Annotated in this window: 22 protein-coding genes; 14 read left to right on the forward strand and 8 right to left on the reverse strand. The window is 67.7% G+C overall.

Translation table 11 applies throughout. From position 1 onward, the window contains the following. Nucleotides 1–61: 61 nt before the first annotated feature. The 7 genes from AC5P8J_RS01775 to map all read right to left on the reverse strand — a co-directional run bounded on the left by AC5P8J_RS01775 (nucleotide 62) and on the right by map (nucleotide 9,808). A complete protein-coding gene (locus tag AC5P8J_RS01775; protein WP_494540027.1) occupies nucleotides 62–1,450 on the reverse strand; it encodes a cation:proton antiporter in 1,389 nt (462 codons plus the stop codon). Nucleotides 1,451–1,573: 123 nt separating this feature from the next. Beyond that, entirely contained in the window at nucleotides 1,574–3,265 is a 1,692-nt protein-coding gene (asnB, locus tag AC5P8J_RS01780) for an asparagine synthase B (RefSeq protein WP_227854341.1), read from the reverse strand. A 379-nt stretch (nucleotides 3,266–3,644) separates the two neighbouring features. Beyond that, nucleotides 3,645–4,772: a succinyl-diaminopimelate desuccinylase gene (gene dapE, locus AC5P8J_RS01785; protein WP_206621627.1), complete on the reverse strand. Its 1,128-nt coding sequence runs from the start codon at nucleotides 4,770–4,772 to the stop codon at nucleotides 3,645–3,647. Beyond that, the gene (locus tag AC5P8J_RS01790) at nucleotides 4,769–5,140 is read right to left on the reverse strand and encodes an arsenate reductase (protein ID WP_021204138.1); all 372 of its coding nucleotides are present in this window, start codon (nucleotides 5,138–5,140) and stop codon (nucleotides 4,769–4,771) included. The genes dapE and AC5P8J_RS01790 overlap by 4 nt, the downstream gene beginning before the upstream one ends. Before the next feature lie 191 nt (nucleotides 5,141–5,331). Further along, nucleotides 5,332–6,393 (reverse strand): 2,3,4,5-tetrahydropyridine-2,6-dicarboxylate N-succinyltransferase, encoded by a 1,062-nt coding sequence (gene dapD / locus AC5P8J_RS01795; protein ID WP_019659110.1) that lies wholly within the window; start codon nucleotides 6,391–6,393, stop codon nucleotides 5,332–5,334. Next, nucleotides 6,393–9,002: a [protein-PII] uridylyltransferase gene (locus tag AC5P8J_RS01800; protein WP_026346923.1), complete on the reverse strand. Its 2,610-nt coding sequence runs from the start codon at nucleotides 9,000–9,002 to the stop codon at nucleotides 6,393–6,395. The genes dapD and AC5P8J_RS01800 overlap by 1 nt, the downstream gene beginning before the upstream one ends. A 20-nt stretch (nucleotides 9,003–9,022) precedes the next feature. Continuing rightward, complete coding sequence (gene map, locus AC5P8J_RS01805) at nucleotides 9,023–9,808, reverse strand: type I methionyl aminopeptidase (RefSeq protein WP_032955117.1); 786 nt, start codon at nucleotides 9,806–9,808, stop codon at nucleotides 9,023–9,025. 242 nt (nucleotides 9,809–10,050) lie between these two features. Here map and AC5P8J_RS01810 point away from each other — a divergent pair, with 242 nt between their 5' ends. From AC5P8J_RS01810 to AC5P8J_RS01825, 4 genes are read left to right on the forward strand one after another with little or no spacing between them, the layout of a single operon-like run. After that, a complete protein-coding gene (locus tag AC5P8J_RS01810; RefSeq protein ID WP_019659113.1) occupies nucleotides 10,051–10,581 on the forward strand; it encodes a Csu type fimbrial protein in 531 nt (176 codons plus the stop codon). Continuing rightward, complete coding sequence (locus tag AC5P8J_RS01815; RefSeq protein WP_494540026.1) at nucleotides 10,581–11,330, forward strand: fimbrial biogenesis chaperone; 750 nt, start codon at nucleotides 10,581–10,583, stop codon at nucleotides 11,328–11,330. Before AC5P8J_RS01810 ends, AC5P8J_RS01815 begins: the two co-directional genes overlap by 1 nt. 7 nt (nucleotides 11,331–11,337) lie before the next feature. Further along, nucleotides 11,338–13,704 (forward strand): fimbria/pilus outer membrane usher protein, encoded by a 2,367-nt coding sequence (locus AC5P8J_RS01820; RefSeq protein WP_494540025.1) that lies wholly within the window; start codon nucleotides 11,338–11,340, stop codon nucleotides 13,702–13,704. Beyond that, the gene (locus AC5P8J_RS01825; protein ID WP_494540024.1) at nucleotides 13,701–14,738 is read left to right on the forward strand and encodes a Csu type fimbrial protein; all 1,038 of its coding nucleotides are present in this window, start codon (nucleotides 13,701–13,703) and stop codon (nucleotides 14,736–14,738) included. Before AC5P8J_RS01820 ends, AC5P8J_RS01825 begins: the two co-directional genes overlap by 4 nt. Nucleotides 14,739–14,844: 106 nt before the next feature. Here AC5P8J_RS01825 and AC5P8J_RS01830 read toward each other — a convergent pair whose 3' ends face one another. After that, nucleotides 14,845–15,099: a hypothetical protein gene (locus AC5P8J_RS01830; RefSeq protein ID WP_164143964.1), complete on the reverse strand. Its 255-nt coding sequence runs from the start codon at nucleotides 15,097–15,099 to the stop codon at nucleotides 14,845–14,847. 6 nt (nucleotides 15,100–15,105) lie between these two features. Here AC5P8J_RS01830 and AC5P8J_RS01835 point away from each other — a divergent pair, with 6 nt between their 5' ends. The 10 genes from AC5P8J_RS01835 (at nucleotide 15,106) to rseP (ending at nucleotide 25,343) form a co-directional block, all read left to right on the forward strand. Beyond that, nucleotides 15,106–15,801 carry a fimbrial biogenesis chaperone gene (locus tag AC5P8J_RS01835; RefSeq protein ID WP_111097795.1) on the forward strand — a complete coding sequence of 232 codons (696 nt, stop codon included), beginning with the start codon at nucleotides 15,106–15,108 and terminating at the stop codon, nucleotides 15,799–15,801. Nucleotides 15,802–16,021: 220 nt separating this feature from the next. Continuing rightward, a complete protein-coding gene (gene rpsB / locus AC5P8J_RS01840) occupies nucleotides 16,022–16,828 on the forward strand; it encodes a 30S ribosomal protein S2 (protein ID WP_005408748.1) in 807 nt (268 codons plus the stop codon). Nucleotides 16,829–16,953: 125 nt separating this feature from the next. Beyond that, nucleotides 16,954–17,829, forward strand: a complete 876-nt coding sequence (tsf, locus tag AC5P8J_RS01845) for a translation elongation factor Ts (protein ID WP_019659120.1) — start codon at nucleotides 16,954–16,956, stop codon at nucleotides 17,827–17,829. Between the two features lie 261 nt (nucleotides 17,830–18,090). After that, nucleotides 18,091–19,629: a sensor domain-containing diguanylate cyclase gene (locus tag AC5P8J_RS01850; RefSeq protein WP_021204144.1), complete on the forward strand. Its 1,539-nt coding sequence runs from the start codon at nucleotides 18,091–18,093 to the stop codon at nucleotides 19,627–19,629. Nucleotides 19,630–19,750: 121 nt separating this feature from the next. Further along, nucleotides 19,751–20,479: a UMP kinase gene (gene pyrH / locus AC5P8J_RS01855; protein ID WP_019659122.1), complete on the forward strand. Its 729-nt coding sequence runs from the start codon at nucleotides 19,751–19,753 to the stop codon at nucleotides 20,477–20,479. A gap of 96 nt (nucleotides 20,480–20,575) precedes the next feature. After that, nucleotides 20,576–21,130 carry a ribosome recycling factor gene (frr, locus tag AC5P8J_RS01860; protein ID WP_019659123.1) on the forward strand — a complete coding sequence of 185 codons (555 nt, stop codon included), beginning with the start codon at nucleotides 20,576–20,578 and terminating at the stop codon, nucleotides 21,128–21,130. A gap of 5 nt (nucleotides 21,131–21,135) precedes the next feature. Continuing rightward, on the forward strand, nucleotides 21,136–21,903 hold the full coding sequence (uppS, locus tag AC5P8J_RS01865; RefSeq protein WP_019659124.1) for a polyprenyl diphosphate synthase: 768 nt from the start codon (nucleotides 21,136–21,138) through the stop codon (nucleotides 21,901–21,903). Then, entirely contained in the window at nucleotides 21,900–22,736 is an 837-nt protein-coding gene (locus tag AC5P8J_RS01870; RefSeq protein WP_019659125.1) for a phosphatidate cytidylyltransferase, read from the forward strand. Before uppS ends, AC5P8J_RS01870 begins: the two co-directional genes overlap by 4 nt. Before the next feature lie 2 nt (nucleotides 22,737–22,738). Then, complete coding sequence (locus tag AC5P8J_RS01875) at nucleotides 22,739–23,929, forward strand: 1-deoxy-D-xylulose-5-phosphate reductoisomerase (RefSeq protein ID WP_021204145.1); 1,191 nt, start codon at nucleotides 22,739–22,741, stop codon at nucleotides 23,927–23,929. A 55-nt stretch (nucleotides 23,930–23,984) separates the two neighbouring features. Then, entirely contained in the window at nucleotides 23,985–25,343 is a 1,359-nt protein-coding gene (gene rseP, locus AC5P8J_RS01880) for an RIP metalloprotease RseP (protein ID WP_021204146.1), read from the forward strand. Nucleotides 25,344–25,345: the final 2 nt, after the last annotated feature.

Genomic DNA, 25,345 nt, shown 5'->3' on the forward strand with positions numbered 1-25,345 from the left:
CATGTAGGTGCGTCCAGCATCATGAGGTTGCCGGCCAGCGGCCGGCACTACCGTTCGACGCTCAGCCCCTGCGCCGCTCGATCAGGTTCAGCAGTGGCCCGGTCATCGCCGTTGTCACCAGCGCCATGATCACCAGCACCGCGAACAGGCGGTCACCGAGCAGGCCAAGTTCGTAACCCAGGTTGAGCACGATCAGCTCCATCAGGCCACGGGTGTTCATCAGTGCACCCAGCCGCCACGCCTCACGGGTGGGCATGCCGGCACTGCGCGCGGCGCTGAAGGTACCCAGCAGCTTGCCGGTCGTGGCCACTGCGATCACCACACCACACAGCACGAGGTCGCTGGCCTGCAGCGCGTCGGCGCGCATGCGAAGGCCAGTCATGGCGAAGAACAGCGGCAGCAGCAGGGTCACCGCGAACGGTTCGACGCGGGCCATCAACAGGCCGCGCAGCTGCGCGTTGGACGACACCGCCACGCCCGCAGCGAACGCACCGAACAGCGCGTGGATGCCCAGCATTTCGGTGATCAGGGCACTACCCAGCGACAGCAGCAGGATGCCGAGCAGCCAGCGCCCCTCACGGCCCGGCGCAATCTCCTGGCGAGCGAACCACGGCTTCACCAGCCCCAGCATCAGCACCACGAAGGCGACCACGCACAGCAGATTGAGACTGGCCGGCAGCCAGCCGCTGGCCTGTGCCGCCGCCACGATCAGTGCCAGCAGGCACCATGCGGTGGCATCGCCCAAAGCCGCGCAGGCGATGGCGGTCTGGCCCAGCGGCGTCTGCGTGATGCCACGGTCGGCGAGGATGCGCAGCAGCACCGGGAACGCGGTGATGCTCATCGATACGCCAACGAAAAGCGCGAATGCGGTGAAGCCCACGCCCTGCGGGCCGTGCTGCGGGTACAGCCAGATCGCCAACGCGACGCCGAGCACGAACGGCACCGCGATGCCGGCATGGCTGACCGTGAAGGCGAAACGCCGGCGGCCGCGCAGTGCCGCCAGGTCCAGTTCGGCACCGGCCACCAGCAGAAACATCAGCACGCCCAGCTGGCTGAGCATGCCCAGAGGGCCCAGCGAACTGGCCGGGAACAGCGCACCCTGCAGCTGCGGCAGCAGGCTGCCGAGCACCAGCGGCCCCATCATCAGGCCGGCGGCCATCTCGCCGATCACCGCCGGCTGCCCCAGCCGCTTCAGCAGCGCACCGGCGCCCTTGGCTACCAGCAACAGCACCAGCAGCTGCAGCAGGAACAGGCCCAGCGGTGACGCCAGATGCCGTGCCCAGCTGCCTTCGGCAGCGACCGTGGTACGCGCAACCGCCTCGGGGGCGGCCGGCCCGGCATAGCGCGCCAGCAGCACGCCGGCCAGCAACGGCACCCCAGCCCAGGCCAGGTAGCGCCATCCCCACTTCGTCGGCGACGGGTGCCCCCCGCGCTGTGCGTCCATGAACATTCCCCAATGCGCAGGGGGCGATCATACAAAAAGGGGACGGAGGGGATTAAGTCGTTTGTGCCCGCCGGGCATGGCCCGGCGCTACCATCGCTCGGTAGCACCGGGCCGTGCCCGGCGGAAGCATTACGCCAGTGCCTGCTCGTGCACGCCGGCGATCGCGCGGCCCGAGGGATCTGCAGCCGCGGCGAAGCTGGCGTCCCAGGCAATGGCCGCCGGCGACGAACAGGCGATGGACTTGCCACCCGGCACGGTCTCTGCGGCTGCGCGGCTGGGGAAGAACTGCTCGAACAGGTGGCGGTAGTAGTACGCCTCCTTGGTCTGCGGCGGGTTGTGCGGGAAGCGCTTGTCGGCCGCAGCCAGTACACGGTCGCTCACCTGCGCCTCGGCATGTGCCTTCAGCCCGTCGATCCAGCCGTAGCCGACGCCATCGCTGAACTGTTCCTTCTGCCGCCACAGGATGCTGTCCGGCAGGTAGCCGTCGAACGCCTCGCGCAGCACCGCCTTTTCGATGCGGCGACCGCCAAAGCCGGCGCCCACCATCTTGTGCGCGGCATCGAAGCGCATCGCCACGTCGAGGAATTCGCGGTCGAGGAACGGCACGCGTGGCTCCACGCCCCAGGCCATCATCGACTTGTTGGCACGCAGGCAGTCGTAGTTGTGCAGCGCGTCGAGCTTGCGCACCAGCTCCTCGTGGAATTCACGCGCATCCGGCGCCTTGTGGAAATACAGGTAGCCACCAAAGATCTCGTCGCTGCCCTCGCCGGAGAGCACCATCTTCACCCCCATCGCCTTGATCCGCCGCGCCAGCAGGAACATCGGCGTCGAGGCGCGGATGGTGGTGACGTCGTAGGTTTCGATGTGGCGGATCACTTCCGGCAACGCATCGAGGCCTTCCTCGAAGGTGTACTCGAAGCCGTGATGCACGGTACCCAGCGCTTCGGCAGCAATGGCAGCGGCAGCCAGATCCGGCGAGCCCTTCAAGCCGATCGCGAACGAATGCAGGCGCGGCCACCAGGCTTCGGTCTGCCCGCCATCCTCGATGCGGCGACGTGCATAGCGCGCAGCCACCGCCGCCACCAGCGACGAGTCCAGGCCACCGGACAGCAGCACGCCGTATGGCACGTCGCTCATCAACTGGCGTTCCACCGCATGCTCGAAGGCCTGGCGCAGTTCGGCCAGATCGGCCTGGCGCCCCTGCACGTCAGCGTAGGCGCGCCACGACTGCTGGTAGTAGCGCACCAGCTCGCCACTGGCGCTGTCGAAATAGTGGCCCGGCGGGAACTGCGCGACATCGGCACAGGTATCGACCAGCGCCTTCATTTCCGAGGCCACGCGCAGGCGGCCCTGGGCATCGTGGCCCCAGTACAACGGCACCACGCCGATCGGATCGCGCGCCACCAGCACGCGGCCGGCATCACGGTCCCACAGCGCGAAGGCGAAGATGCCGTTGAGCTGCTCCAGCCACTGCGCCGGCGATCCGCCTTGGCGGTAAAGCGCGTTGATCACCTCGCAGTCCGAACCCGTCTGGAAGTCGTAGGCGGTGGTCAGCGTGGCCTTCAACTGCTGGTGGTTGTAGATCTCGCCGTTCACCGCCAGCGCCAGCTGGCCATCGGCCGACAGCAGCGGCTGCGAGCCACCGGCCGGGTCGACGATGGCCAGCCGCTCGTGGACCAGCAGCGCACCTTCGTCAAGATACACGCCGCTCCAGTCCGGGCCGCGGTGGCGCTGGCGCTGCGACAGTTCCAGCGCATGGCGGCGCAGAGCCGGAAGATCGTCACCGGCCTGCAGGCCGAAGATTCCGAATATCGAACACATGGGGGGAGCTCCTGTTGGGGGAATTTCACGGGTGGGAGGGTGTTCGACCGGCCATCCAGGCCCGGGTGGGGCTGCGCCCGGGCACAAAAAAACCCGCATCGACCGATGCGGGTTTTCTGGTGTCCGGGCGTGTGTTGCTGTCTATCTACCCAGGGCGCAGTCCCGCATCGGCCGCGCACGATTATTCGCGCGCAGATTATTGCGGTTGTTGCTATTGACGGCGGTGGCCAGGCGGATCGACATGGCATCGACCCTACCCCGGATTCCGGCGCTGCGCAACCGTTGCATTGGCAACCAGGTGAAGGTGTGCCGACCAACGGTCGGCACCCAGCAGTCGGCACTCACAGGGGGAGCGCCGGGCCGTGCCCGGCGCCATGCCTCACGCCAGCAGCCGTTCCACCAGGCGCTGGTAAAGCCCCGGCAACGCTTCCAGATCATCCACGCGCACGTTCTCATCCACCTGGTGGATGCTGGCGTTGACTGGCCCCACTTCGATGCACTGCGCACCCAGCGGCGCGATGAAGCGTGCATCGGAGGTGCCGCCACCGGTGCTTTCCTCAGGGGCACGACCGATGTGCTCGGCCAGCACCGCGCGTGCGGTGGCGCGCAGCGTGCCTTCCGGGGTGTAGAACGGCTCGCCACTGCGATGCCACTTCAGCGCGTACTGCAGGCCGTGCCGGTCCAGCAGCGCGGTGATCTCCGTTTCCAGCTTCGGTGCATCCCAGTGCGGGTTGTAGCGGATGTTGAAATCGACCTCCAGCTCCCCGGGAATCACGTTGTTGGCGCCGGTGCCGGCACGGATGTTGGAGATCTGCAGGCTGGTCGGCGGGAAACTCTCGTACCCCTCGTCCCAGCGTCGCGCCGTCAGCTCGGCCAGGGCCGGCGCCGCCAGGTGGATCGGGTTGCGTGCCTTCTCCGGATACGCCACGTGGCCCTGCACGCCCTGCACGCGAAGCTTGGCCGACAGGCTGCCGCGACGCCCGACGCGCAGCAGGTCGCCCAGCGCCGCTGTCGATGATGGCTCGCCGGTAATGCACCAGTCGATGCGCTGGCCGCGCTCGGCGAACAGGCGCGCGACGTGGCGCACGCCATCGATCGCGTCGCCTTCCTCGTCGCTGGTCAGCAGCACCGCCAGCGTGCCGGGGTGATCGGGATGCGCGGCGACGAACTGCTCGGCGGCCACCACGAACGCGGCCACGCTGCCCTTCATGTCGGCGGCGCCACGGCCATACAGCACGCCATCGCGGATCTGCGGCGTGAACGGATCGCTGGTCCAGGCCTCGCGCGGGCCGGTGGGCACCACGTCGGTATGGCCCAGCAGCACCAGCACCGGCGCACCCTGGCCGTGGGTCGCCCACAGGTTGTCGACCTCACCCAGACGCAGCTGGTCACAGTGGAACCCTGCCTGCTTCAACCGCGCCGCCAGCAGTGCCTGGCAGCCGGCGTCGTCCGGGGTAACCGAGGGGCGCGCGATCAGCTCGCAGGCCAGGTCGAGGACGGCACTCATGACTGGCCCACGCCGAAGCGGGCCTTGAAGCCGTTGTCACTGAAACCCTGGCTGGCCTTGCCGTCGGCCGTGACCACCAGCGGGCGCTTGATCAGCTGCGGGTACTCGCGCAGCAGCAGCTTCCATTCGGCCTCGGAGTCCGCGGCCTTGCGGTTGTCCGGCAGCTGCCGCCAGGTGGTGGAGGACTTGTTCACCATCGCCGCCAGCCCCCCCAGCTGCGCGGCCCATTCCAGCAGCGTTTCCGGGCTGGGCTTGTTGTCGCGGTAGTCGACGAAGGTGTACGGCACGCCGAAGCGGTCCAGCCACTTGGTCGCCTTCTTGCAGGTATCGCAGTTCTTCAAACCGTAGACAGTGGTGCTCATGGCCATCTGTGATGCTGGAAAACAGAGCGGCAGAATCTCACAACAGGCGTTCGGGCACGACCCTGAACGGCACGGCACGGTGGGTCGCCTGCCACAGCGCGGCGCACGCGGCAGGCGCGGCAGCATCCGCCCGAACAGGACGTCGGAGGGATGCCGGTAGCTCGCGTACTGCGCCGGATCCTCCGGCGCAGTCACCTTCAGTCGGCCAGGCCGCGCAGCAGGTCGTTGACGCTGGTCTTGCTGCGGGTCCTGGCATCGACCTGCTTGACGATCACCGCGCAGTACAGCGAATGGGTACCGTCCTTGCTCGGCAGCGAGCCGGACACCACCACGCTGTACGGCGGGATGTAGCCGTAGCTGATCTCACCGGTGGCGCGGTTGTAGATGCGGGTGCTCTGGCTGAGGAACACGCCCATGCCGATCACGCTGTGGTGGCCGACCACCACACCCTCAACCACTTCCGAGCGGGCACCGATGAAGCAATGGTCCTCGATGATGGTCGGGCTGGCCTGCAGCGGCTCCAGCACGCCGCCGATGCCGGCACCGCCGGACAGATGACAGTGCTGGCCGATCTGCGCGCAGGAACCGACGGTGGCCCAGGTGTCCACCATGGTGCCTTCGCCGACATAGGCGCCGATGTTGGTGAAGCTCGGCATCAGCACCACATCCTTGCCGAAATACGTGCCACGGCGAGCAATCGCGCCCGGCACCACGCGCACGCCGCCTCGGCGGAACTTCGCTTCGTCATAGCCGGCGAAGCGCGATTCGACCTTGTCCCAGAACGGTGCCGGGCGTGCATCGACCACCGCCATGTCGTTGACACGGAAATACAGCAGCACCGCCTTCTTCAGCCACTCGTTGACCTTCCAGCCGCCCTGGCCGTCCGGCTCGGCGACGCGGAATTCACCGCTCTCCAGGCCGTCGATCACACGGTTGACCAGCGGCCTGGTCGAGCCTTCCAGTTCGTGCAGGGTCAGCGTGGCGCGGCGTTCGAAGGCACTTTCGATGCCGAACTTCAGTTCTTCCACGCCCGGCGCGGCCGGCTTGCGCAGCGACTTGCGGGCGATGGTTTCGGCGCGTGCGGCTTCTGCGCTCTTGGCCGGGGCCTTCTTCGGTGCCGCCACCTTCTTCGCCGGCGCCTTCACCACCGCGGCTTTCTTCGGCGCGGCAGCCTTCTTCGCGGCCGGCACGGCGGCAGTTTTCTTGGCCGCTGCGCTCTTGGCGGTGGCAGCAGTCTTCTTAACAGGCTTGGTGGCCATCAGGCGGGGTCTCCGGCGTTTCGATCAGGGTCCAGGCAGGCCAGCATCGCGTCATGCAGCTGCTGCCGGGCAGGTTCAGTCAGGGGGAGGTCGTGTTCGTCACTGATCACGAAGGTGTCTTCGGCGCGTTCGCCGAATGTCGCAATGCGCGCATCATGCACGCGCAGGCCCTGGTTGCGCAGCACGAACGCCACATCGGCCAGCAGGCCGGGGCGGTCGGGGGCGACCAGGGCAAAACGGGTTGCGCCCGGTTCATCGCGGAATTCGATGCGCGGCGCAAAACGGAAATGACGCAGCTGCCGCGGCACCACCCGGCGTGACGGCCGAAGCCGCGCAAGGTCGCCACTCAGGGCCTCGCGCAGCGCCGCTTCCAGATTGGCACTGTTGCCATCGGCAAACGTGTCGGCCGGGTTCACTTCGAAGGTATCGAAGATGGTGTCGGCCGGGCCGTCCAGCACGCGTGCACGGTGGATCCCGTAGCCCTTGCGGTCCAGGGTCATCACGATCGCGGCGAACAGGCCGTCGCGGTCGGGCGAGTGCACGAACACTTCCAGCGCGGGGTCGTCGACACTGATCCGGCGGACCTTGACCAGGGTCTGGCCCTGCTTCACCGGCACCAGCGCAGCGGCCTGCCAGGCCAGCTGCTCGGGGCGCAGGCGGATGAAGCCCTCATCGGGCATCACCGCGAACTGGCGGTCGATGGTGGCATCGTCGTAACCCTGCTCGCGCACCAGTGCGCGCACGCTGTCACGCGCCTCGGCCACACGCTCGGCGGCGGGCACCGGATGCTCCAGCCCTTCGCGCAACGCGCGCCGGGTGGCGAAGTAAAGGTCGGCCAGCAGGCGATCCTTCCAGGCGTTCCACAGTTTCGGGCTGGTGCCGGCAATATCGGCACAGGTCAGCAGATACAGGTAGTCCAGGCGGTCGCGGCTGCCGACCAGGGTGGCGAAGCGATGGATCACCACCGGGTCGGCAATGTCCTGCTTCTGCGCGGTCACCGACATGCGCAGGTGCTGTTCGACCAGCCAGGCGACCAGTTCGGTATCGGTGCCACTGAGCGCATGTGCCTGGCAGAACGCGCGCGCGTCCACCGCACCCAGCTCGGAGTGGTCGCCGCCGCGGCCCTTGGCAATGTCATGGAACAGGCCGGCCAGCAGCAGCAGCTCCGGCTTGCGCAGGCGCGGCCACACTTCGTGCGCGATCGAGAAGCGCTCGTCGGCACGGCTGCTGGCGAACAGGCCGATGTTGCGCAGGACCATCAGCGTGTGCTGGTCGACGGTGTAGACATGGAACAGGTCGAACTGCATGCGCCCGCTGACTTGGGCGAACGCGGGAATCCACTGGCCAAGCACGCCCAGCCGCGCCATGCGCGAAAGCGTGTCGACCGGGCGCTGGCCACGCAGCAGGGCAAGGAAGTGCTCGCGTGCGTCGGCGTCGGCCTGGTCATAGGCCGGCAGCAGCGGCAGCGACTCGGCCAGTGCACGCGCGGTCAGCGAGTGCAGGCCGCGCACCTGCGGGTTGTTGGCCCAGCTGGAAAACAGCGCGAACACTTGGCCAATGTCGCCCTGCGGCCAGTCGGCCTCGTTGGCGGCCAGGTAGCCACGACGCAGGGAAAAGCCCACGGTCAGCGGCTCCGGCTGCGCCTCGCCGTCGAACTGCTCCTCGAAGCGCTGCAGCAGGCGGTCGCTGATCCGCCGCACCACCAGCGCGGCGCGGTAGAAGCCCTGCATCATTTTCTCGACACCGAGGCTCTCGGCGTCGTCTTCGAAGCCCAGGCGCGCGGCGAGGGTCTTCTGGTAATCGAAACGCAGGCGCTCTTCCGGGCGACGTGCTACCAGGTGCAGGCCAAACCTCAGTCGCGCCAGCACGGCACGTTCGCGCTTGAGCGCCGCGGCTTCGTCGGCACCCAGATGGCCGAGCCCGACCAGGGCTTCCAGGTCGCGCACGCCGAACGCGCGCAGTGCCATCCAGCCCAGCGTGTTGAGATCGCGCAGGCCACCGGGGCCATCCTTCAGGTCCGGCTCCAGGTTGTCGGCGGTATCACCGAAGCGCTGGTGACGGTTGCGCAGCTCTTCCAGCTTGGCCAGGAAGAAAGTGCGTGCCGGCCACAGTTCGCGATCGTCGATGGCCTCGCGCAGCGCGCGGCGGGCGGCGTCATCGGCCAGGATCGGACGCGCCTCGATCAGCGCGGTCAGCACGGTCTGGTCAGCCGCCGCCTCGCGGCACTGCAATGCAGAACGCACCGCATGGCTGACCGCCAACCCGCAGTCCCACAGCAGCGCGAACAGCCGCGCCAGGGCCGCTTCGTGCGCCAGTTGCGCCGGCGGATCGCCGAACACCAGCAGGTCGATGTCCGATCGCGGGAACAGTTCACCGCGGCCATAGCCGCCCACCGCGAACAGCGACAGGCCGCTGCCGGCCGGCAGGCAACGCTGCCACGCCAGGCGGATCAAGTGATCGGCAGCGCGCGCACGCAACGCCAGCAGGCGCTCGATGTTGTCGCCCTGGTCGAAACGGCGGTACAGGCGTGCGTCGGCCTGCTGCAGCGCCTGCCGCGCCGCAGCAGCCCAGTCCGGGTCGTTGAGCGACGCGGCCGGCGTGTCCAGCAGCGAACTCGCCGGCAGCATCGTCAGGAAACCTGCGACTCGCCCGGCGACAGGGTCAGCACGTCGACGCCGGTCTCGGTGACCGCGACCATGTGCTCCCACTGCGCCGACAGCTTGCGGTCCTTGGTCACCACGGTCCAGCCATCCGGCAGCACCTTGTTGTAGCGGGTGCCCTCGTTGATCATCGGTTCGATGGTGAAGGTCATGCCCGGCTGCAGCACCAGGCCCTGGCCCGGGCGGCCGTAATGCACCACCTGCGGCTCATCGTGGTAGACCTTGCCGATGCCGTGGCCGCAGTACTCGCGCACCACGCTGAAACGCTCGCCTTCGGCATAGCTCTGGATGGCATGGCCGATGTCGCCCAGGGTGGCGCCCGGACGCACGGCGCGGATACCGCGCCACATGGCTTCGTAGGTGGTTTCCACCAGGCGGCGGGCCATCACCGACGGCGTGCCGACGAAGTACATGCGGCTGGTGTCGCCGTGCCAACCGTCCTTGATGACGGTGACATCGATATTGATGATGTCGCCATCCTTGAGCACCTTCCCTTCACTGGGGATGCCGTGGCAGATGACATTGTTGACCGAGGTGCACACGGTCTTCGGGAAGCCGCGGTAGCCGACGTTGGCCGGAATGGCGCCCTGCACGTTGACGATGTGGTCGTGGCAGATGCGGTCCAGCTCCTCGGTGGTGACACCGGGCTTGACGTGGGGGGTGACGATGTCCAGCACTTCGCTGGCCAGGCGGCCGGCGATGCGCATCATCTCGATTTCCTGCGGGGTTTTCAGATTCACGCTCATGGCACCCATTATCGCCGATCCGGCCGCAATCTGAACGAACGCCACCCAACTGGCATTCCGGGCCATGCACCGGGCCATGCACGCTTTCGGCAAGGAAAATGAAAGCGTGATGCCCTCCACCCTTTCGCCCGCCTGTTTATCACGGATTACAGACACTTACGCCACCTAAGCTGGGGTCACCGTCGCCGAAGCGGTGCCGATCGTGCCGCCTTCGCCTTGTTCAACGGACCTTCGGGTCAGGGAGGTTGTCCATGCGATCCGCGCTTCGTTCTCCGCTTGCCTGGGCCTTCGCCGGCCTCCTGCTGTCCAGCCCGGCCCTGGCCGCAGATACCACCACCTTCAACGTCACGCTGGTGGTCACCAAGGCCTGCACCATCACGGCCGCGGCCGCTACCAACGTCGACTTCGGCACGGCGGCGTCGACCACCGCCACGCCCACCCTCGGCCAGGGCACGGTCACCGCGCAGTGCTCGGCGCTGACGCCGTACACGATCGCGCTGAATGCGGGCGCCAACGCGGGCACCGCCAACGACGTCACCACGCGGCGCATGAAGAACACCAATGCCGCCGTGACCGCCAACAACTATGTCGGCTACCAGCTCTACCAGGATGCCGCGCATACCCTGGTCTGGGGATCCACAACCGGCACCAATACCCAGGCCGGCATCGGCACCGGCCTGGCCGTGCCGTACGTCGTCTACGGCCAGATCCTGAACCTGAGCACCAACAACCCGGCCACCGGCAGCTACCTGGATACGGTTACCGCCACGATCACCTATTGATGGAGCACGCCCGCATGGCCGGACCCCGCCCGTGGCGCGCCACCGGCGTGGCGCTGCTCGCCCTGTGCCTGCTGGCCACCGCCACCGCCGGCGCCACCAGCCTGCAGGTCGCGCCGACCAGCCTGCAGCTGGAGGCGCGCCAGCGTGCGGCTGAGCTATGGCTGACCAACAGCGGCACCGCGCCGGTAAAGCTGCAGGTGCGCGTGTTCCGCTGGGTGCAGCAGGACGGCCAGGAACGGCTGCTGCCCACCGATGAGCTGATGGCCACACCGCCCATGCAGGAGCTGGCCGCGGGCCAGCAGCAACTGGTGCGGGTGATGCGTCCGGACATCGAGCCACCGCCTGCACAACGGCACTACCGGTTGATCGTCGACCAGATCCCGGACCTGGCCACGCGTGCCGAGGGCATGCAGTTCGTCCTGCGCTATTCGATCCCCGTGTTCGTGCAGCCTTCGGCCGGCGCCCTCGCCCCACAGTTGCAGGCCCGCCTGGTGACACTGGCGGATGGCCGCAATGGCGTGGATGTGGCCAATACGGGTGACAGCTACGCGCAGATCGCCGATCTTGCGCTGGGCAGCGCCACGCGTCCGCGCATCGTCCATCCCGGATTGCTGGGCTACGTGCTGCCGGGCCAGGTGATGCGCTGGCCGATCGAGCGCGTGGCGATCGACCGCGACAACGACCAGATCACGGCCAAGCTCAATGGCGAGTCGGAACAGACGCCACTGTCGCCCCCACCGGCTCGCTGAGGCCTTGATGGGCGCGTTGCTGGCTGCCCTGGCTCCCGCGGCGACCGAGGCCGCCGATGCGTCCGGCGCGGCCGTTGATGTCTCCGGCGTGTCGGCCGATGCCACCCTGCCGCCCCCGACCCCATTGACCGCCAGCCAAACGCTGTACCTGGATGTGTCGCTCAACAGCACGCCACGCGGCCTGCTGCCGTTCATCGAGAACCGCGGCCGGCTTCAGGCCAGCCCCGAGGTGTTGCGCCAGCTCGGCTTCAATGCCAGCGGCGAGGTACCGGTCTACCTGGACCAGATCAGTGGCGCGGTGGTGCGCTACGACGCGCACATGCAGACCCTGGCGCTGGATGTGCCGCTGGACCAGCTGACCCTGCCGACCACGGTGCTCAGCCGGCCGCAGGCGCGTGCGCCGACTGGCACTGCCTCGCCGGGCGTGCTGCTCAACTACGACGTATACGGCAGCCGGGTGGACACGCTCGGCAACCTCAGCCTGAGCTCGGAGCTGCGCGTGTTCGGCATCGGCAACGGGACTTTTGAGAACACCGCCATCAGCCGCCGCTACCAGCAACCCGGTGATCGCCGTTGGCGCGGCGAAAGCGTGCGCCTGGACACCCGCTGGAGCCTGGACTTCCCCGACAGCGCAACGACGCTGGAGGTCGGCGACTTCTACAGCGGCTTCGTCGACTGGACCCGGCCAGTGCGCCTGGGTGGCGTGCAGATCGGTCGCAACTACGGGCTGCAGCCCTATCGCATACTGACGCCCACGCCGAGCTTCCTCGGCCAGGCCGTGGTGCCCTCCACGGTCGAGCTGTACGTGGATGGCCTGCGCCAGTACAGCGGACAGGTCCCGGTCGGTCCCTTCCAGCTGGCGGCACAGCCTGGTATCAGCGGCACCGGCAATGCGCAGGTGGTGGTAACCGATGCGTTCGGCCGCATGCAGACACTGGATTTCAGTTTCTATGGCACCCAGCAACTGCTGGCCAAGGGCCTTTCGGACTGGTCGGTCGGCGTCGGCCAGCTGCGCGAGGACTTCGGCCAGCGCTCCTTCGGCTACGACGATCGCTCGGTGGCCAGTGCCAGCTGGCGCGGCGGCATCAGCGATGCCTTCACTGGCGAGGCGCATGCCGAAGGCGGCGGCGGCCTGGCCCAGGCCGGCATCGGCGGCTGGTGGCTGCTCGGCGCTGCCGGCGTGTTCAATGCGGCCTATGCACGCAGTGATTACCACGGCCTGCGGGGCGGGCAATGGGCGCTCGGCTACAGCTGGAACAACCGCCGCTTCAACGTCAATCTGCGCAGCGTGCGCAGCCACGGCGACTACCGCGACCTGGGCGCACTGCAGGGCAACCTGCCACCGAGCATCAGCGAGCAGGCCACCCTCGGCCTGGACCTGCTGCGGCTGGGCACGCTCAGCGCAAGCTACCTGCGCCTGCGCTACCCCGACGGCGACGACAACCGCTACGCCAGCCTGTTCTGGTCGCGCAGCTGGAGCCAGCGCTGGTCGGCCTACCTGTCGATGAACCAGAACCTGGACCAGAGCGACGACCGCAGCATCTACCTGTCGCTGACCGCCAGTCTGGGCAACAACCGCCAGGCCAGCCTCTCGAGCCAACGCAACGGCGACAGCCAGAGCTGGGTCGCGGACGTGACCCAGCCGGTGCCCGGCGATGGCAGTGCCGGCGGCGTCGGCTGGCGCGCACAGCTGCGCCATGGCGAGGACGGCAATGGCGGCCTGGCCGAGGTCGGCATCCTCAACGATACCGGCCGCTATTCGTTCGGCGCCTCGCGCCAGGGCGGGCTGAACTATGCCTACGCCAGCGCCAGCGGCAGCGTGGTGTGGATGGGTGGCCACACCTTCGCCACGCGCGAAGTGTCGGACGCGTTCGCGGTGATCAGCACCAGTGGCGTCGGCGGCGTGCCGGTGCGGCTGGAAAACCGCCTGATCGGCGTCACCGATGATCGCGGCCTGCTGCTGGTCAGCCCGTTGCTGTCCTGGCAGCGCAACCGGGTCTCGATCGACACCCTGGACCTGCCCGAGGACATGCGTGCCGACCGCATCGAGAATTGGGTGACCCCGCGCCAGCGCGCCGGCACCCGGATTGCCTTCGAGCTGCGCTCGCGACCGTCGCTGAGCCTGACCCTGCTGGCAATGGACGGGCAGCCGCTGGAGGTGGGCAGCGAGGTGCAGCTGCCCGATGGCCGCCAGGCCACGGTCGGCTATGACGGCCTGCTGTACCTGGAAGACGTTGCCGCCGGCAGCGTGCTGTACGTCACCACCAGCCGCGGCCCCTGCCGGGTGAAGGTCCCCGACCCGCCCAGGGTGGTGGCGACCGGCGCGCGGCCGAAACCGGCGCCGCTGCAGTGCATTCCGGAGGTGGCGCCATGAGGACGTTGCTGCTCGGCCTGCTGCTGTTCGCTGGCCTGCTGGCGGCAGCACCGGCCCGCGCCGTCGCGGTCTGCACCGCGATCGCCAATCCAACGCTGCCGTTCGGCAACATCAACAGCAATGCGCCTGGCCCGAGCACGGCCAACCTCAACATCACGGTGACATGCACCACCGCCGCGCTGAGCGCGCTGGCCACAACCGGTGTGCGCGTCTGCGTCGGCATCGGCGCAGGCAGTGGTGGCGGCAGCAGTTCAAGCTGGCGGACGATGAAGACCAGCAGCAGCGACAGCATTAACTTCCAGCTCTACAACTCCTCGGACTTCAGCCAGGTGACGGGGTTGGTCCCGCGCGGCACGCCCCCGGCACAGGAACTGACCATGACCTACAGCGTGCCGCTGGTCGCCGGCGGCAGCGGTGCGCAGTCCGTGCAGCTGTTCGGGCAGATTCCGGCCAACCAGATCCTGGCCTCCGGGGCCTACAGCAGCACCTTCAGCGGCGCCGACGTGGTGTTGACCTGGGCCTGGAACGAGGTCCTGCTCGGCAATGCCACAGTGCCCGCCACCTGCAACGGCGGCGCCACCGGCACCAACAGCGCAAGCGCAGCCTTCAATTTCACCGCCACCGCCAATGTGCTGCCGCAATGCGGCAGCTACGTCACCACCGACATGAACTTCGGCAACGTCACCGGCGGCATTCCCGCCAACATCGACCGGACCGCCACGCTGACACTGACCTGCCTGAAGAACACCGCCTTCCAGGTCGGACTCAACAACGGCCGGAACAACCCTGCCGCGACCAGCATCCGCCGCATGGCCACCACCATCGGCGGCAGTACCTACTACCTTCCCTACGAGCTGTACCGGGACTCGGCTCGGAGCCTGCGCTGGGGCAATACGTTGACTGTCGACACGGCCAGCGGCACCGGCACCGGCAGCGCACAGCAGCTGACCATCTACGGCCGGGTGCCACCGGTCACCGGCCAGCCCCCGGCTGGTACCTACAACGACCTGGTGACGGTGACGATCACCTATTGACCGGCGTGCCGACCAACGGTCGGCACCCACCGGACGAAGGCCGTGCCGAGCGCCGGCTCGGCGCTACAGTTCCGGCACATCCCGCCGATACCGCGCAGCAAGTCTTTCAGCATGGTGGATGGCAGGTGGTTCGCACATTTTCGATCGCGGCGATGCTGGTCGCCAGTACGCCGGCCTTGGCCGAACCCAGCAGCTCCCTGCAGATCCGGCTGACCGTGGTCGACTCCTGCAGCGACGACACCGGTGGCGCGCGCTGTACGGCGCCGCACCAGCGCAGCGATACACCCCAGCTGCCATCCCAGGTGCGCGAGCTCGCACCACCGGCGACGGACGAGAACGCAACACCCGCCGTGACCCTCATCTACTGATGCGCGCGCTGCTGATCCTGCTTGCACTGCTCGCGCAGCCGGCTGCGGCGCTTGAGGTGTTGCCTACCACCCTGCAGCTGCCGGCCGAAGGCGGCCGCGCCGAGCTGTGGCTACGCAATCCCGGGCCCGGCCGCTGGCAGGGCCACGTGCAGGTGCTGGCCTGGGATCAGCAGCTGGACGCCGAACGACTGCAGCCCAGCGACCAGATCCGGGTCAGCCCGACGCGGCTGGATCTCGCCCCGGGCGGTACGCAGCGCGTCTGGCTGCTGCCACGCGATCCGGCCGCGGCAATGGGTGAACAGGCCTACAGGATCGTGCTGACGCCGGCGCTGGCAGGGCTGCCGCGCTACTCGCTACCGCTGTTCCGGGGCGCCGCGGCGCCAGTGCTGCACGCCCGCCTGCAGGGTCGGATCGAGGCCCTGGGGTCGCAGCCTGTGTTGCGACTCAGCAACTGCGGTACGCTGCACGGCCGCCTGCACGACCTGCGCTTCATCGCGGCGGACGGCCAATCGACAGTGCTGGTGGGCGGGCTGGCCGGCTACATCCTCGCCGGCCATGAACGACGCTGGCCCCTGCCCGCCCGCGCGGACAGTTACGCAGGTGGCCGCTTCCGGGCACGCCTGCAGGACGGCCGCGAGGTCGATCTGGCCGCATCTGACCCCGCAATTGCAGCGAGCGCCCGCAGCGGGCTATAATCGTCCGGATTCCTGCCGCCTGCGTGCGCGGGAACCCGTCCACACCGGACGTCACCGGTGAATCCACACCTGCTGCCCCCATCCGTGCCGGGGTGCTCCGCAAGGAGTTCGGCCACGGAGGCAACAGGGAAGCCCAACCCCGGAACCGATCGCGCTTCCACGCGTCCCGCATACCTATTCCCGCGGGCGGAATCGCTGGTTCCATATCAGGAGTATTGCAATGCCCCAGGTCACCATGCGTCAGATGCTGGAAGCCGGCGTCCACTTCGGCCACCAGACCCGCTACTGGAACCCCAAGATGGCTCCGTACATCTTCGGCGCCCGCGGCAAGATCCACATCATCAACCTGGAAAAGACCGTCCCGCTGTTCAATGACGCGATGAACTTCATCTCGTCGGTTGCCCAGAAGCGCGGCACCGTCCTGTTCCTGGGCACCAAGCGCAGCGCCCGCGAAACCATCAAGGAAGAAGCCGAGCGTTGCGGCATGCCGTTCATGAACCAGCGCTGGCTGGGCGGCACCCTGACCAACTTCCGTACCGTCAAGCAGTCGGTTGCCCGCCTGAAGGAACTGGAAGCCGGTGAAACCGACGGCACCTTCGAGAAGCTGGTCAAGCACGAAGTGCTGGGCCTGCGTCGCGAGCGCGACAAGCTGGAAGCCTCGCTGGGCGGCATCAAGGACATGAACCGCCTGCCGGACGCGATCTTCGTGATCGACATCGGCCACGAAGACATCGCGATCAAGGAAGCCAAGAAGCTGGGCATCCCGGTCATCGCCGTGGTCGACACCAACTACAACCCGGAACTGGTTGATTACGCCATCCCGGGCAACGACGACGCCATCCGCGCTGTGCAGCTGTACGCCCGCGCCGCTGCCGACGCCGTGCTGGAAGGCAAGGCTGCTGCTCCGCACGCCGCTTCGGTGCGTGAGGAAGAGTTCGCTGAAGCCGCTGCCGAAGGCGAAGAGAAGCCGGCCCGCCGCGCTCCGGCCAAGAAGGCTGCCAAGAAGGGCGACGACGCCCAGGCCTGATCCAGGCCACAGGGTGGACGCCCGGCGTCCACCCTCCTGCACGCAGCCCTTGGCGCGTGACAGGACCGTGTCACACGGGCCGGCCACCATGCCGGCCCAACCCCTTTCTTTCGTGAGGTAATCCCGTGGAAATCACTGCTTCCCTGGTCAAGGAACTGCGCGAGCGCACCGGCGCCGGCATGATGGAATGCAAGAAGGCGCTTACCGAAGCCAACGGCGACATCAACGCCGCTGCTGAAGCCATGCGCAAGTCCGGCGCTGCCAAGGCCGACAAGAAGGCTGACCGCGTGGCCGCCGAAGGCCGCCTGGGCCTGGCCCAGGATGGCGGCAAGGCCGTGCTGGTCGAAGTCAACTCGGAAACCGACTTCGTCGCCAACGACGACAACTTCAAGACCTTCGTCAACGCCGTCGCCGCTGCCGCCCTGGCATCGGGCGCCAACGACGTGGAAGCCGTGAAGGCTGCCACGCTGGCCGATGGCCGCACCGTTGAAGAAGCCCGCGCCACCGCCGTGCAGACCCTGGGTGAGAACATCCAGATCCGCCGCATGGTCAAGGTCGACACCACCGGCAACATCGGCGCCTACGTCCACACCAACGGCAAGGTCGGCGTGCTGGTTGACCTGATCGGCGGCGACGTCGAGCTGGCCCGCGGCCTGGCCATGCACGTGGCCGCGCTGAAGCCGCCGCACAACAAGGCTGCGGACGTTCCGGCCGACTTCGTCGAAAAGGAAAAGGAAATCGAGCTGGCCAAGATGTCCGAGAAGGACAAGGCCAAGCCGGCCGAGATCCTGGAAAAGATCATCAGCGGCAAGATCAACAAGATCGTCAGCGACGTGACCCTGTACGGCCAGACCTACGTGCTGGGCGACACCACCGTCGAGCAGGTGGTCAAGGCCGCTGGCGCCGATGTGGCTGGCTTCAAGCTGCTGATCGTCGGCGAAGGCATCGAGAAGGTGGTGGAAGACTACGCCGCCGAAGTTGCCAAGGCGATGCAGGTCTGATTCCAGCCCTCCGGCTGTGAAGCGACCAGAAGGAGCCGCGGGAAACCGCGGCTCTTTTTTTGTACCCACTGCATCGGTGGGTGGGCACCGTTGGTGCGCGCACTGACGCCAGGCACAGCCCGATATCAGGGCTCTTTGCGTTGCGCGCGAATCAAGCCGATACTCGGCGCAGGGAATCCACAGTCGCGTAGCAGGAAGGAAAATCGCGGACTGTGATGCATTCCTAGGTATTCTTGTCCTAATGGAATTGAACGACCCGACATGCCTCCCGAGCTGACAGCTGCCCTGGCGCTCTGCCGCAACCTGCCCTCGCCGCCCGGTATTGCCCTGCGCATCATCGAGCTGGCACAGGACCCGGAAGCGGATATCGCCACCGCCGCCGACATCATCGCCATCGACATGGCGCTGAGCGCTCGCATGCTGCGCATCGCCAATTCGCCGCTGTACGCCAGCCGCCGCCGCATCGAGAACCTTGGCCAGGCACTGACCATGCTCGGCCTTAACGCCACAATCAGCCTTGCCCTGGGTTTCACCGTCACCCAGGGCCTGACCGGCGGCGCAGGCGCCGACCACGACCTGCGCCAGCGCGCGTGGAAGCGCAGCATTCTCAGTGCACTGGCCGCCAGCCAGCTGGGCCAGGCCCGCGGCCTGCGCCGGCTGGAGGAACTGATGCTGGCCGGGCTGCTGCAGGACCTGGGCGTGCTGTGCCTGGCCCAGGCCGAATCGGAGCGTTACCTGCCGCTGCTGCGCGAAGCCCGTGACAACACGGACCTGGTCGCCCGCGAACGCGACGCGCTCGGCTGCAGCCACGCCGATGTCGGCGCCTGGGTGGCCGAGCAATGGGGCCTGCCACGCTATCTGGTTGAGAGCATCAGCCACAGCGAGGACGACGACGCCGCCGATTCGCCGTTCCAGGCCTGCGTGCAGCTGTCCGGCGCCGTTGCCGACATCTGGCTGGACGATGACGCCGATGCCGCCCGCGAGCGCGCCCTGCACCAGGTGCATGAGCGGCTGGAACTCGACAGCGCCCGTTTCGACCAGGTGCTGACCCGCATCAGCGAGGCCCTGCCGGATATCGCCAGCCTGTTCGAGGCCGGCCTGAACTCGCCCTCGCGGGTCCGCGAGCTGATCGACCACGCGCAGGAGCTGGCCACCCTGCGCAACCTGCGCGAGCTGCAGGATGCCGAGCAGGCACGCCGCCGCGCCGACGAATTCGAGGCGCGGGCCAAGCGCCTGGCTGACCAGGCCCACCGCGACGCCCTGACCGGCGTGCTCAACCGGCGCCAGCTGGAGGCGGTGCTCGAGCAGGAGTTCCTGCGCGCCGGGCGTCAGGGCTGGCCGCTGTCGGTGGCCTTCATCGACCTGGATGACTTCAAGAAGATCAACGACGCCCACGGCCACCTGACCGGCGACGAGGTGCTGCGCGCCTTTGCCGGCAAGCTGCAGGGCCAGCTGCGCCATAGCGATACCGTGGCCCGCTTCGGCGGCGAGGAATTCGTCGCGCTGCTGCCCAATACCAGTGAGTCCGTGGCCCTTGACGTAATCCGGCGCGTACTGGCCAACATCGTCGCCACGCCGATGGCCGAACTGGAGGGAGGGCCGCTGTTCGTCACCTTCTCCGCCGGCGTGGCTACCCAGGGCGGCTACGAGCGCTTTGCCGACGTGCAGGACCTGCTGCGCGCCGCCGACGACGTGCTGTACCGCTCGAAGAACCTGGGCCGTAACCGGGTGATCGCCCGCTCCCCCGGTGCGCTCGGCCACGACGAGCTTTCAGCCACCGCCGGCGCCGAGCTGGGCTGAACGGGACGCCCTGCATGACCGGGGCGGATGGCAGGATTTCGCGCCGCAGTGCACAAAACACTTTGGCCCTACGCCGCATGCGCGTAGAATCCCCCGCGATTTCCACGCACCCGAGGTCCCCATGTCCAAGCTCGCCTATCGCCGCATCCTCCTGAAACTGTCCGGGGAGGCGCTGATGGGAGATGAGGACTACGGCATCGACCCGAAGGTCATCAACCGCCTGGCCCGTGAGGTCATCGAAGCCCAGCAGGCCGGTGCCGAAGTGGCACTGGTGATCGGCGGCGGCAACATCTTCCGCGGCGCCGGCCTGGCCGCTGGCGGCATGGACCGGGTCACCGGCGACCAGATGGGCATGCTGGCCACGGTCATCAACGCCCTGGCCATGCAGGACGCCCTCGAGAAACTGGGCGCCAAGGCCCGCGTGATGAGCGCGATCAAGATCAACGACGTGTGCGAGGACTACATCCGCCGCCGCGCCATCCGCCATCTGGAAAAGGGCCGCCTGGTGATTTTCGCCGCTGGCGTCGGCAGCCCGTTCTTCACCACCGACTCCGGCGCCGCGCTGCGCGCGATCGAGATCGGCGCCGACCTGCTGCTGAAGGCCACCAAGGTCGATGGCGTGTACGACAAGGACCCGAACAAGCACAGCGACGCGGTCCGCTTCGACAGCCTGAGCTACGACGAAGTCATCCGCCGCGGCCTGGAAGTGATGGATACGGCGGCCTTCGCGCTGGCCCGCGACAGCGACCTGCCGATGCGCGTGTTCGACATGGGCCAGCCGGGTGAGCTGCTGAAGATCCTCAGCGGCGCGAACATCGGCACCCTGGTCCAGGGCCGCGACCCGGCCTGAGCCTGAGCGCCAGGCGAGCTCCGGGCCGATTCAGGCCCGGCAGCGTCCCGTATTCGCCTATAATCGCCCGATTCCAGTTACACCCAGGACCCGGCGATGCTCAACGACATCAAGAACAACGCGCAGACGCGCATGGCCAAGAGCATCGACGCTCTGAAGCACACCCTCACCTCGATCCGCACCGGCCGCGCCACCCCGGCCCTGCTGGACCGTGTCACGGTCAGCGCCTATGGCAACGCCAGCACCCCACTGAATCAGGTCGCGTCGATCTCCAACGCCGACGCGCACTCGCTGCTGGTCACGCCGTTCGACAAGGGCATGATCAAGGAGATCGAAAAGGGTCTCTACAACGCCGAATTCACCCCGAACACGCTGGGCACTGCGATCCGCATCAACATGCCGCCGCCGACCGAAGAGCGCCGCAAGGAGCTGGTCAAGCAGGTGCAGAAGGAAGGCGAAGGCGCGAAGATCGCGATCCGCAACATCCGCCAGGACGCGAACAAGGAAATCGCCAAGCTGGTCAAGGACAAGGCGATCAGCGAAGACGAGAAGAAGCGCGGTGAAGACGACATCCAGAAGTTGACCGACACCAACATCAAGGACGTCGACAAGGTCGTTGCCGACAAGGAAAAAGAACTGCTGTCGGTCTGAAGTCGATGCCTTCAGTCCCACCTCCGTTGCCGGCCGCCCTGCCCCGCCACATCGCCATCATCATGGATGGCAATGGGCGCTGGGCACAGCAGCGCCGTCGTCCGCGCGTGATCGGCCACCGGGCCGGCGCGCGCGCGGTCAACCGCACCATCGAGCGCTGCCTTGAACTGGGCATACCGGCGCTGACCCTGTTCGCGTTTTCCAGCGAGAACTGGGGCCGGCCGCAGGAAGAAGTCGATGCCCTGATGAAGCTGTTCCTCGGCGCGCTCGACCGTGAAGTGGACGAGCTGCATCGGCGTGGCGTGCGCGTTCGCTTCATCGGCGAACGCGAGCGCTTCGGTGCAGGGCTGGTCAGCCGCATGCAGCTGGCCGAGCAGCGCACCGCCGACAACACCACCCTGACCCTGTCGATCGCCGCCAGCTACGGCGGCCGCCAGGACATCGCCCGCGCCGCGCGCGCCCTGGCCGTCGAAGTGGCGGCCGGTCGCCTTCTGCCCGAACAGATCGATGAATCGCTGCTGGGCAGCCAAGTGGCCCTGGCCGACCTGCCACCGCCGGACCTGTTCATCCGCACCGGTGGCGACACCCGCATCAGCAACTTCCTGCTGTGGCAGCTGGCCTATACCGAGCTGTGGTTCACCGATGCCCTGTGGCCGGACTTCGATGCCGGGCAGCTGCAGCAGGCGCTGGACGCCTATGGCAGACGTGAGCGTCGTTTCGGCCTGACCAGCGCCCAGATCGCCGCACTGGCCACCGAGACTTCCAGCCCATGACCAAGATCCGAGTCCTTGCCGCGCTGATCATGGCGCCGGTCGCCATTGCCGCGATCCTGCTGCTGCCGACCCAGTGGCTGGCAGCGGCGGCCGCTGCGGTGCTGCTGATCGGCCTGTGGGAATGGCTGAAGCTGGCCGGCATCGAAGACACCCTGGCGCGTACCGTGCTGCTGGTACTGAACCTGCTGCTGATGGTGCTGCTGGTCTGGGCCGATGGCAGCACGCTGGTGCTGTTCCAGATCACCACCCTGGCCGGCGTGGCCTGGTGGCTGGCCGCGCTGGTCTGGTTGCGCTTCTTCAACTTCGGTGCGCAGCCGTCGGCACCCTCGCGCATCGTGAAGATGCTGGCCGGTACGCTGGCCATCGTTCCGGCCTGGGCTGCGCTGGTGCTGATCCATGCCGGCGGCGATCCGCCGGGCAGGCAGGGCCACCTGTGGCTGCTGGCTGCGCTGGCACTGGTCTGGGCGGCCGATTCGGGCGCCTATTTCGCCGGTCGTCACTTCGGCAAGCACAAGCTGGCCCCACGGATCAGCCCCAACAAGACCTGGGAAGGCCTGTTCGGCGGCCTGCTGGCCGGTGTCGCCGTGGCCCTCGGCCTGGGCTGGCTGGCCGGCATCGACGCCGGGCACCTGCCAGGCCTGCTGATCACCTCGGTGGTGGCCGTGTTCGCCTCGGTGCTGGGTGACCTGTTCGAAAGCCTGATCAAGCGCCACGCCGGCGCCAAGGACTCCGGAAACCTGATTCCGGGCCATGGTGGTGTGCTCGATCGTGTCGACGGTGTCCTGGCTGCCGTGCCGGTGTTCGCACTCGGCAAGGAAATCTTCGGATTCTGACCATGAATGCTGTCGCAGACCTGCGCCGGGTCGCCGTGTTCGGCGCCACCGGCTCGATCGGTGCTTCCACGCTGGACGTGATCGCCCGCCACCCGCACCGCTACCAGGCCACGGTGCTCGCTGCCGGCCGCCAGGTGCAGGCGCTGCTGGCACTGTGCCGCCAGCACAGGCCAGCGCACGCGGTCATCGCCGACGAAGCGCTGTTCACCGAACTGCGCGACGGCCTCCGCGATGCGGGGCTGTCCACCGAGGCGCATGCCGGCCATGCCGCGCTGGACCAGTTGGCCGCCAGTGACGCCTGCGACACCGTGGTCGCCGCGATCGTTGGCGCGGCCGGGCTGTCTTCCACCCTGGCCGCAGCCGCCGCGGGCAAGCGCATCCTGCTGGCCAACAAGGAATCACTGGTACTGGCCGGTGAGCTGCTGACCCGCACCGCTGAACGCGCGGGCGCCGAGATCATCCCGATCGACAGCGAACACAGCGCAATCTTCCAGTGCCTGCGCTCACGCGATGCCAGCGTTGATGGCGCCGGCGTGCGCCGGATCCTGCTGACCGCCTCCGGCGGCCCATTCCGTGGCCGCAGCCGCGACGAACTGGCCCAGGTCACCCCGGCCCAGGCCGTTGCCCACCCGAAATGGTCGATGGGGCCGAAGATCTCGGTCGATTCGGCGACGTTGATGAACAAGGGCCTGGAAGTCATCGAGGCCCACCACCTGTTCGGCGTACCCGGCGAACGCATCGAGGTACTGGTGCACCCGCAGAGCCTGGTCCATTCGCTGGTCGAGTTCGTTGACGGTTCGACCCTGGCACAGATGGGCCTGCCGGACATGCGCACCACCCTCGCCGTTGGCCTGGGCTGGCCGCAACGCATCGAATCGGGCGTGGCCGGGCTGGATCTGCTGGCCCAGGGCCGGCTGGATTTCGAGGCCCCGGACACGGACGCGTTCCCCTGTCTGGCGCTGGCCTGGCAGGCCATGCAGGCCGGCGGCACCGCACCGGCGGTGCTGAACGCCGCCAATGAAGAGGCGGTTTCAGCGTTTCTTCAGGGCCGGATCGGTTTCCTGACCATCCCGAAGCTGGTTGCTAACGCTCTTTCAACACTGCCGACCCAGCCAGCCGATACACTGGAGGTCCTGTTGTGCGCCGACCAGCGGGCACGCCAGCTCACCCTGAACGCCATCGACGCCGCCTGAACGACTGCCTCGCCCAGCATGACGCCGCCGCCCCTGCCCGCCATTGTGAGCCTGCATGACTGACTTCATCGGATCGGTCTGGTGGATGATTGTCAGCCTCGGGCTGCTGGTCACGTTCCACGAGTTCGGGCATTACTGGGTCGGGCGCCTGTGCGGGGTCAAGATCCTGCGCTTCTCGGTCGGCTTCGGCCGGCCGCTGTGGTCGCGACGGGACAGGCACGGCACCGAGTTCGCCATTGCCGCCATCCCGCTCGGCGGCTACGTGAAGTTCCTCGACGAACGCGAGGTTGAAGTCCACCCCCACGAGCGCGGCCAGGCCTTCAACCACAAGAGCGTCTGGCAGCGCATTGCCATCGTTGCCGCCGGCCCGATCGCCAACCTGCTGCTGTGCATCCTGCTGCTGTGGGCGATGTTCGTGATCGGCAAGCAGGATTATTCGCCGACGATCGGCCGTGTCAGCGGCATCGCTGCCAGTGCCGGGCTGGCCAGCGGTGACCGCGTGCTGCGCGTGGACGAGCGCCCGGTCGTTACCCTCGGTGAAGCCAGCATGGCGCTGACCGCGGCCGCGATGGACCGCCGCGACGTGAGGCTGGAGGTGCTGGATACGGCTGACCAGGTACGCATGCGCACTCTGCCGCTGTCGCAGCTGCCGGCAGGTTTCGATGAGCGGCGGGTGCCGATCCTGGCCGGCCTGTACTGGCAGTCGTGGCTGCAGCCGGCGCTGGTCGACTCGCTGACGCCGGATTCGGTGGTGGCCGGGCAGCTGCAGCCGGGGGACCTGATCGTGGCCATTGATGGCCAGCGCATCGATGGTGCCGATCAGGTCATCGGCGAGATCCAGACGCTGGGCCGCGCCGGCGGCCCTGGCATGATCGAGGTCCTGCGCGGCGGTGAACGCCTGGCGCTGGAAGTCACCCCGCGCCAGGGCAAGGATTCCAGGGGTGAACCGACCTGGCAGATCGGCGTGCAGTTCCCGACTTCGTTCAGCCCTCCCTACGACACCCTGCTTCGCTATGGCCCGCTCGACGCGGTCACCGTGGCTGTGCGCGAAACCGGCCGCCTGGCGGCAGATTCGCTGGGCATGATGGGCCGAATCGTCACCGGCAAGGCCTCGCTGCAGAACGTGTCCGGGCCAGTCACCATCGCCCGGGTGGCCAATGTCTCGGCCAAGCGCGGCCTCGACTGGTTCCTGCAGTTCCTTGCCCTGCTGTCGCTCAGCCTGTGCATCATCAACCTGCTGCCGATCCCGATCTTGGACGGCGGCCACCTGCTGTATTACCTTATCGAGTTGGTCAAGGGCAGCCCGCTGAGCGAGCGTGCCATCGCCGCCGGCCAGTACATCGGCCTGGCGTTGCTGGCCGGGCTGATGGGGTTGGCGTTCTACAACGACATCCTCGGCTTGGTCCCGCGATGAAC

The sequence above is a fragment of the Stenotrophomonas sp. YJH_SMC_37 genome, from assembly GCF_059370035.1.

Coding starts and splice junctions, on each gene's coding strand:
- AC5P8J_RS01775 (WP_494540027.1), bottom strand. CDS start 1,450: ATGTTCATGGACGCACAGCGCGGGGGGCACCCGTCGCCGACGAAGTGG.
- asnB (WP_227854341.1), bottom strand. CDS start 3,265: ATGTGTTCGATATTCGGAATCTTCGGCCTGCAGGCCGGTGACGATCTT.
- dapE (WP_206621627.1), bottom strand. CDS start 4,772: ATGAGTGCCGTCCTCGACCTGGCCTGCGAGCTGATCGCGCGCCCCTCG.
- AC5P8J_RS01790 (WP_021204138.1), bottom strand. CDS start 5,140: ATGGCCATGAGCACCACTGTCTACGGTTTGAAGAACTGCGATACCTGC.
- dapD (WP_019659110.1), bottom strand. CDS start 6,393: ATGGCCACCAAGCCTGTTAAGAAGACTGCTGCCACCGCCAAGAGCGCA.
- map (WP_032955117.1), bottom strand. CDS start 9,808: ATGGGTGCCATGAGCGTGAATCTGAAAACCCCGCAGGAAATCGAGATG.
- AC5P8J_RS01810 (WP_019659113.1), top strand. CDS start 10,051: ATGCGATCCGCGCTTCGTTCTCCGCTTGCCTGGGCCTTCGCCGGCCTC.
- AC5P8J_RS01815 (WP_494540026.1), top strand. CDS start 10,581: ATGGAGCACGCCCGCATGGCCGGACCCCGCCCGTGGCGCGCCACCGGC.
- AC5P8J_RS01820 (WP_494540025.1), top strand. CDS start 11,338: ATGGGCGCGTTGCTGGCTGCCCTGGCTCCCGCGGCGACCGAGGCCGCC.
- AC5P8J_RS01825 (WP_494540024.1), top strand. CDS start 13,701: ATGAGGACGTTGCTGCTCGGCCTGCTGCTGTTCGCTGGCCTGCTGGCG.
- AC5P8J_RS01830 (WP_164143964.1), bottom strand. CDS start 15,099: ATGAGGGTCACGGCGGGTGTTGCGTTCTCGTCCGTCGCCGGTGGTGCG.
- AC5P8J_RS01835 (WP_111097795.1), top strand. CDS start 15,106: ATGCGCGCGCTGCTGATCCTGCTTGCACTGCTCGCGCAGCCGGCTGCG.
- rpsB (WP_005408748.1), top strand. CDS start 16,022: ATGCCCCAGGTCACCATGCGTCAGATGCTGGAAGCCGGCGTCCACTTC.
- AC5P8J_RS01850 (WP_021204144.1), top strand. CDS start 18,091: ATGCCTCCCGAGCTGACAGCTGCCCTGGCGCTCTGCCGCAACCTGCCC.
- pyrH (WP_019659122.1), top strand. CDS start 19,751: ATGTCCAAGCTCGCCTATCGCCGCATCCTCCTGAAACTGTCCGGGGAG.
- frr (WP_019659123.1), top strand. CDS start 20,576: ATGCTCAACGACATCAAGAACAACGCGCAGACGCGCATGGCCAAGAGC.
- uppS (WP_019659124.1), top strand. CDS start 21,136: ATGCCTTCAGTCCCACCTCCGTTGCCGGCCGCCCTGCCCCGCCACATC.
- AC5P8J_RS01870 (WP_019659125.1), top strand. CDS start 21,900: ATGACCAAGATCCGAGTCCTTGCCGCGCTGATCATGGCGCCGGTCGCC.
- AC5P8J_RS01875 (WP_021204145.1), top strand. CDS start 22,739: ATGAATGCTGTCGCAGACCTGCGCCGGGTCGCCGTGTTCGGCGCCACC.
- rseP (WP_021204146.1), top strand. CDS start 23,985: ATGACTGACTTCATCGGATCGGTCTGGTGGATGATTGTCAGCCTCGGG.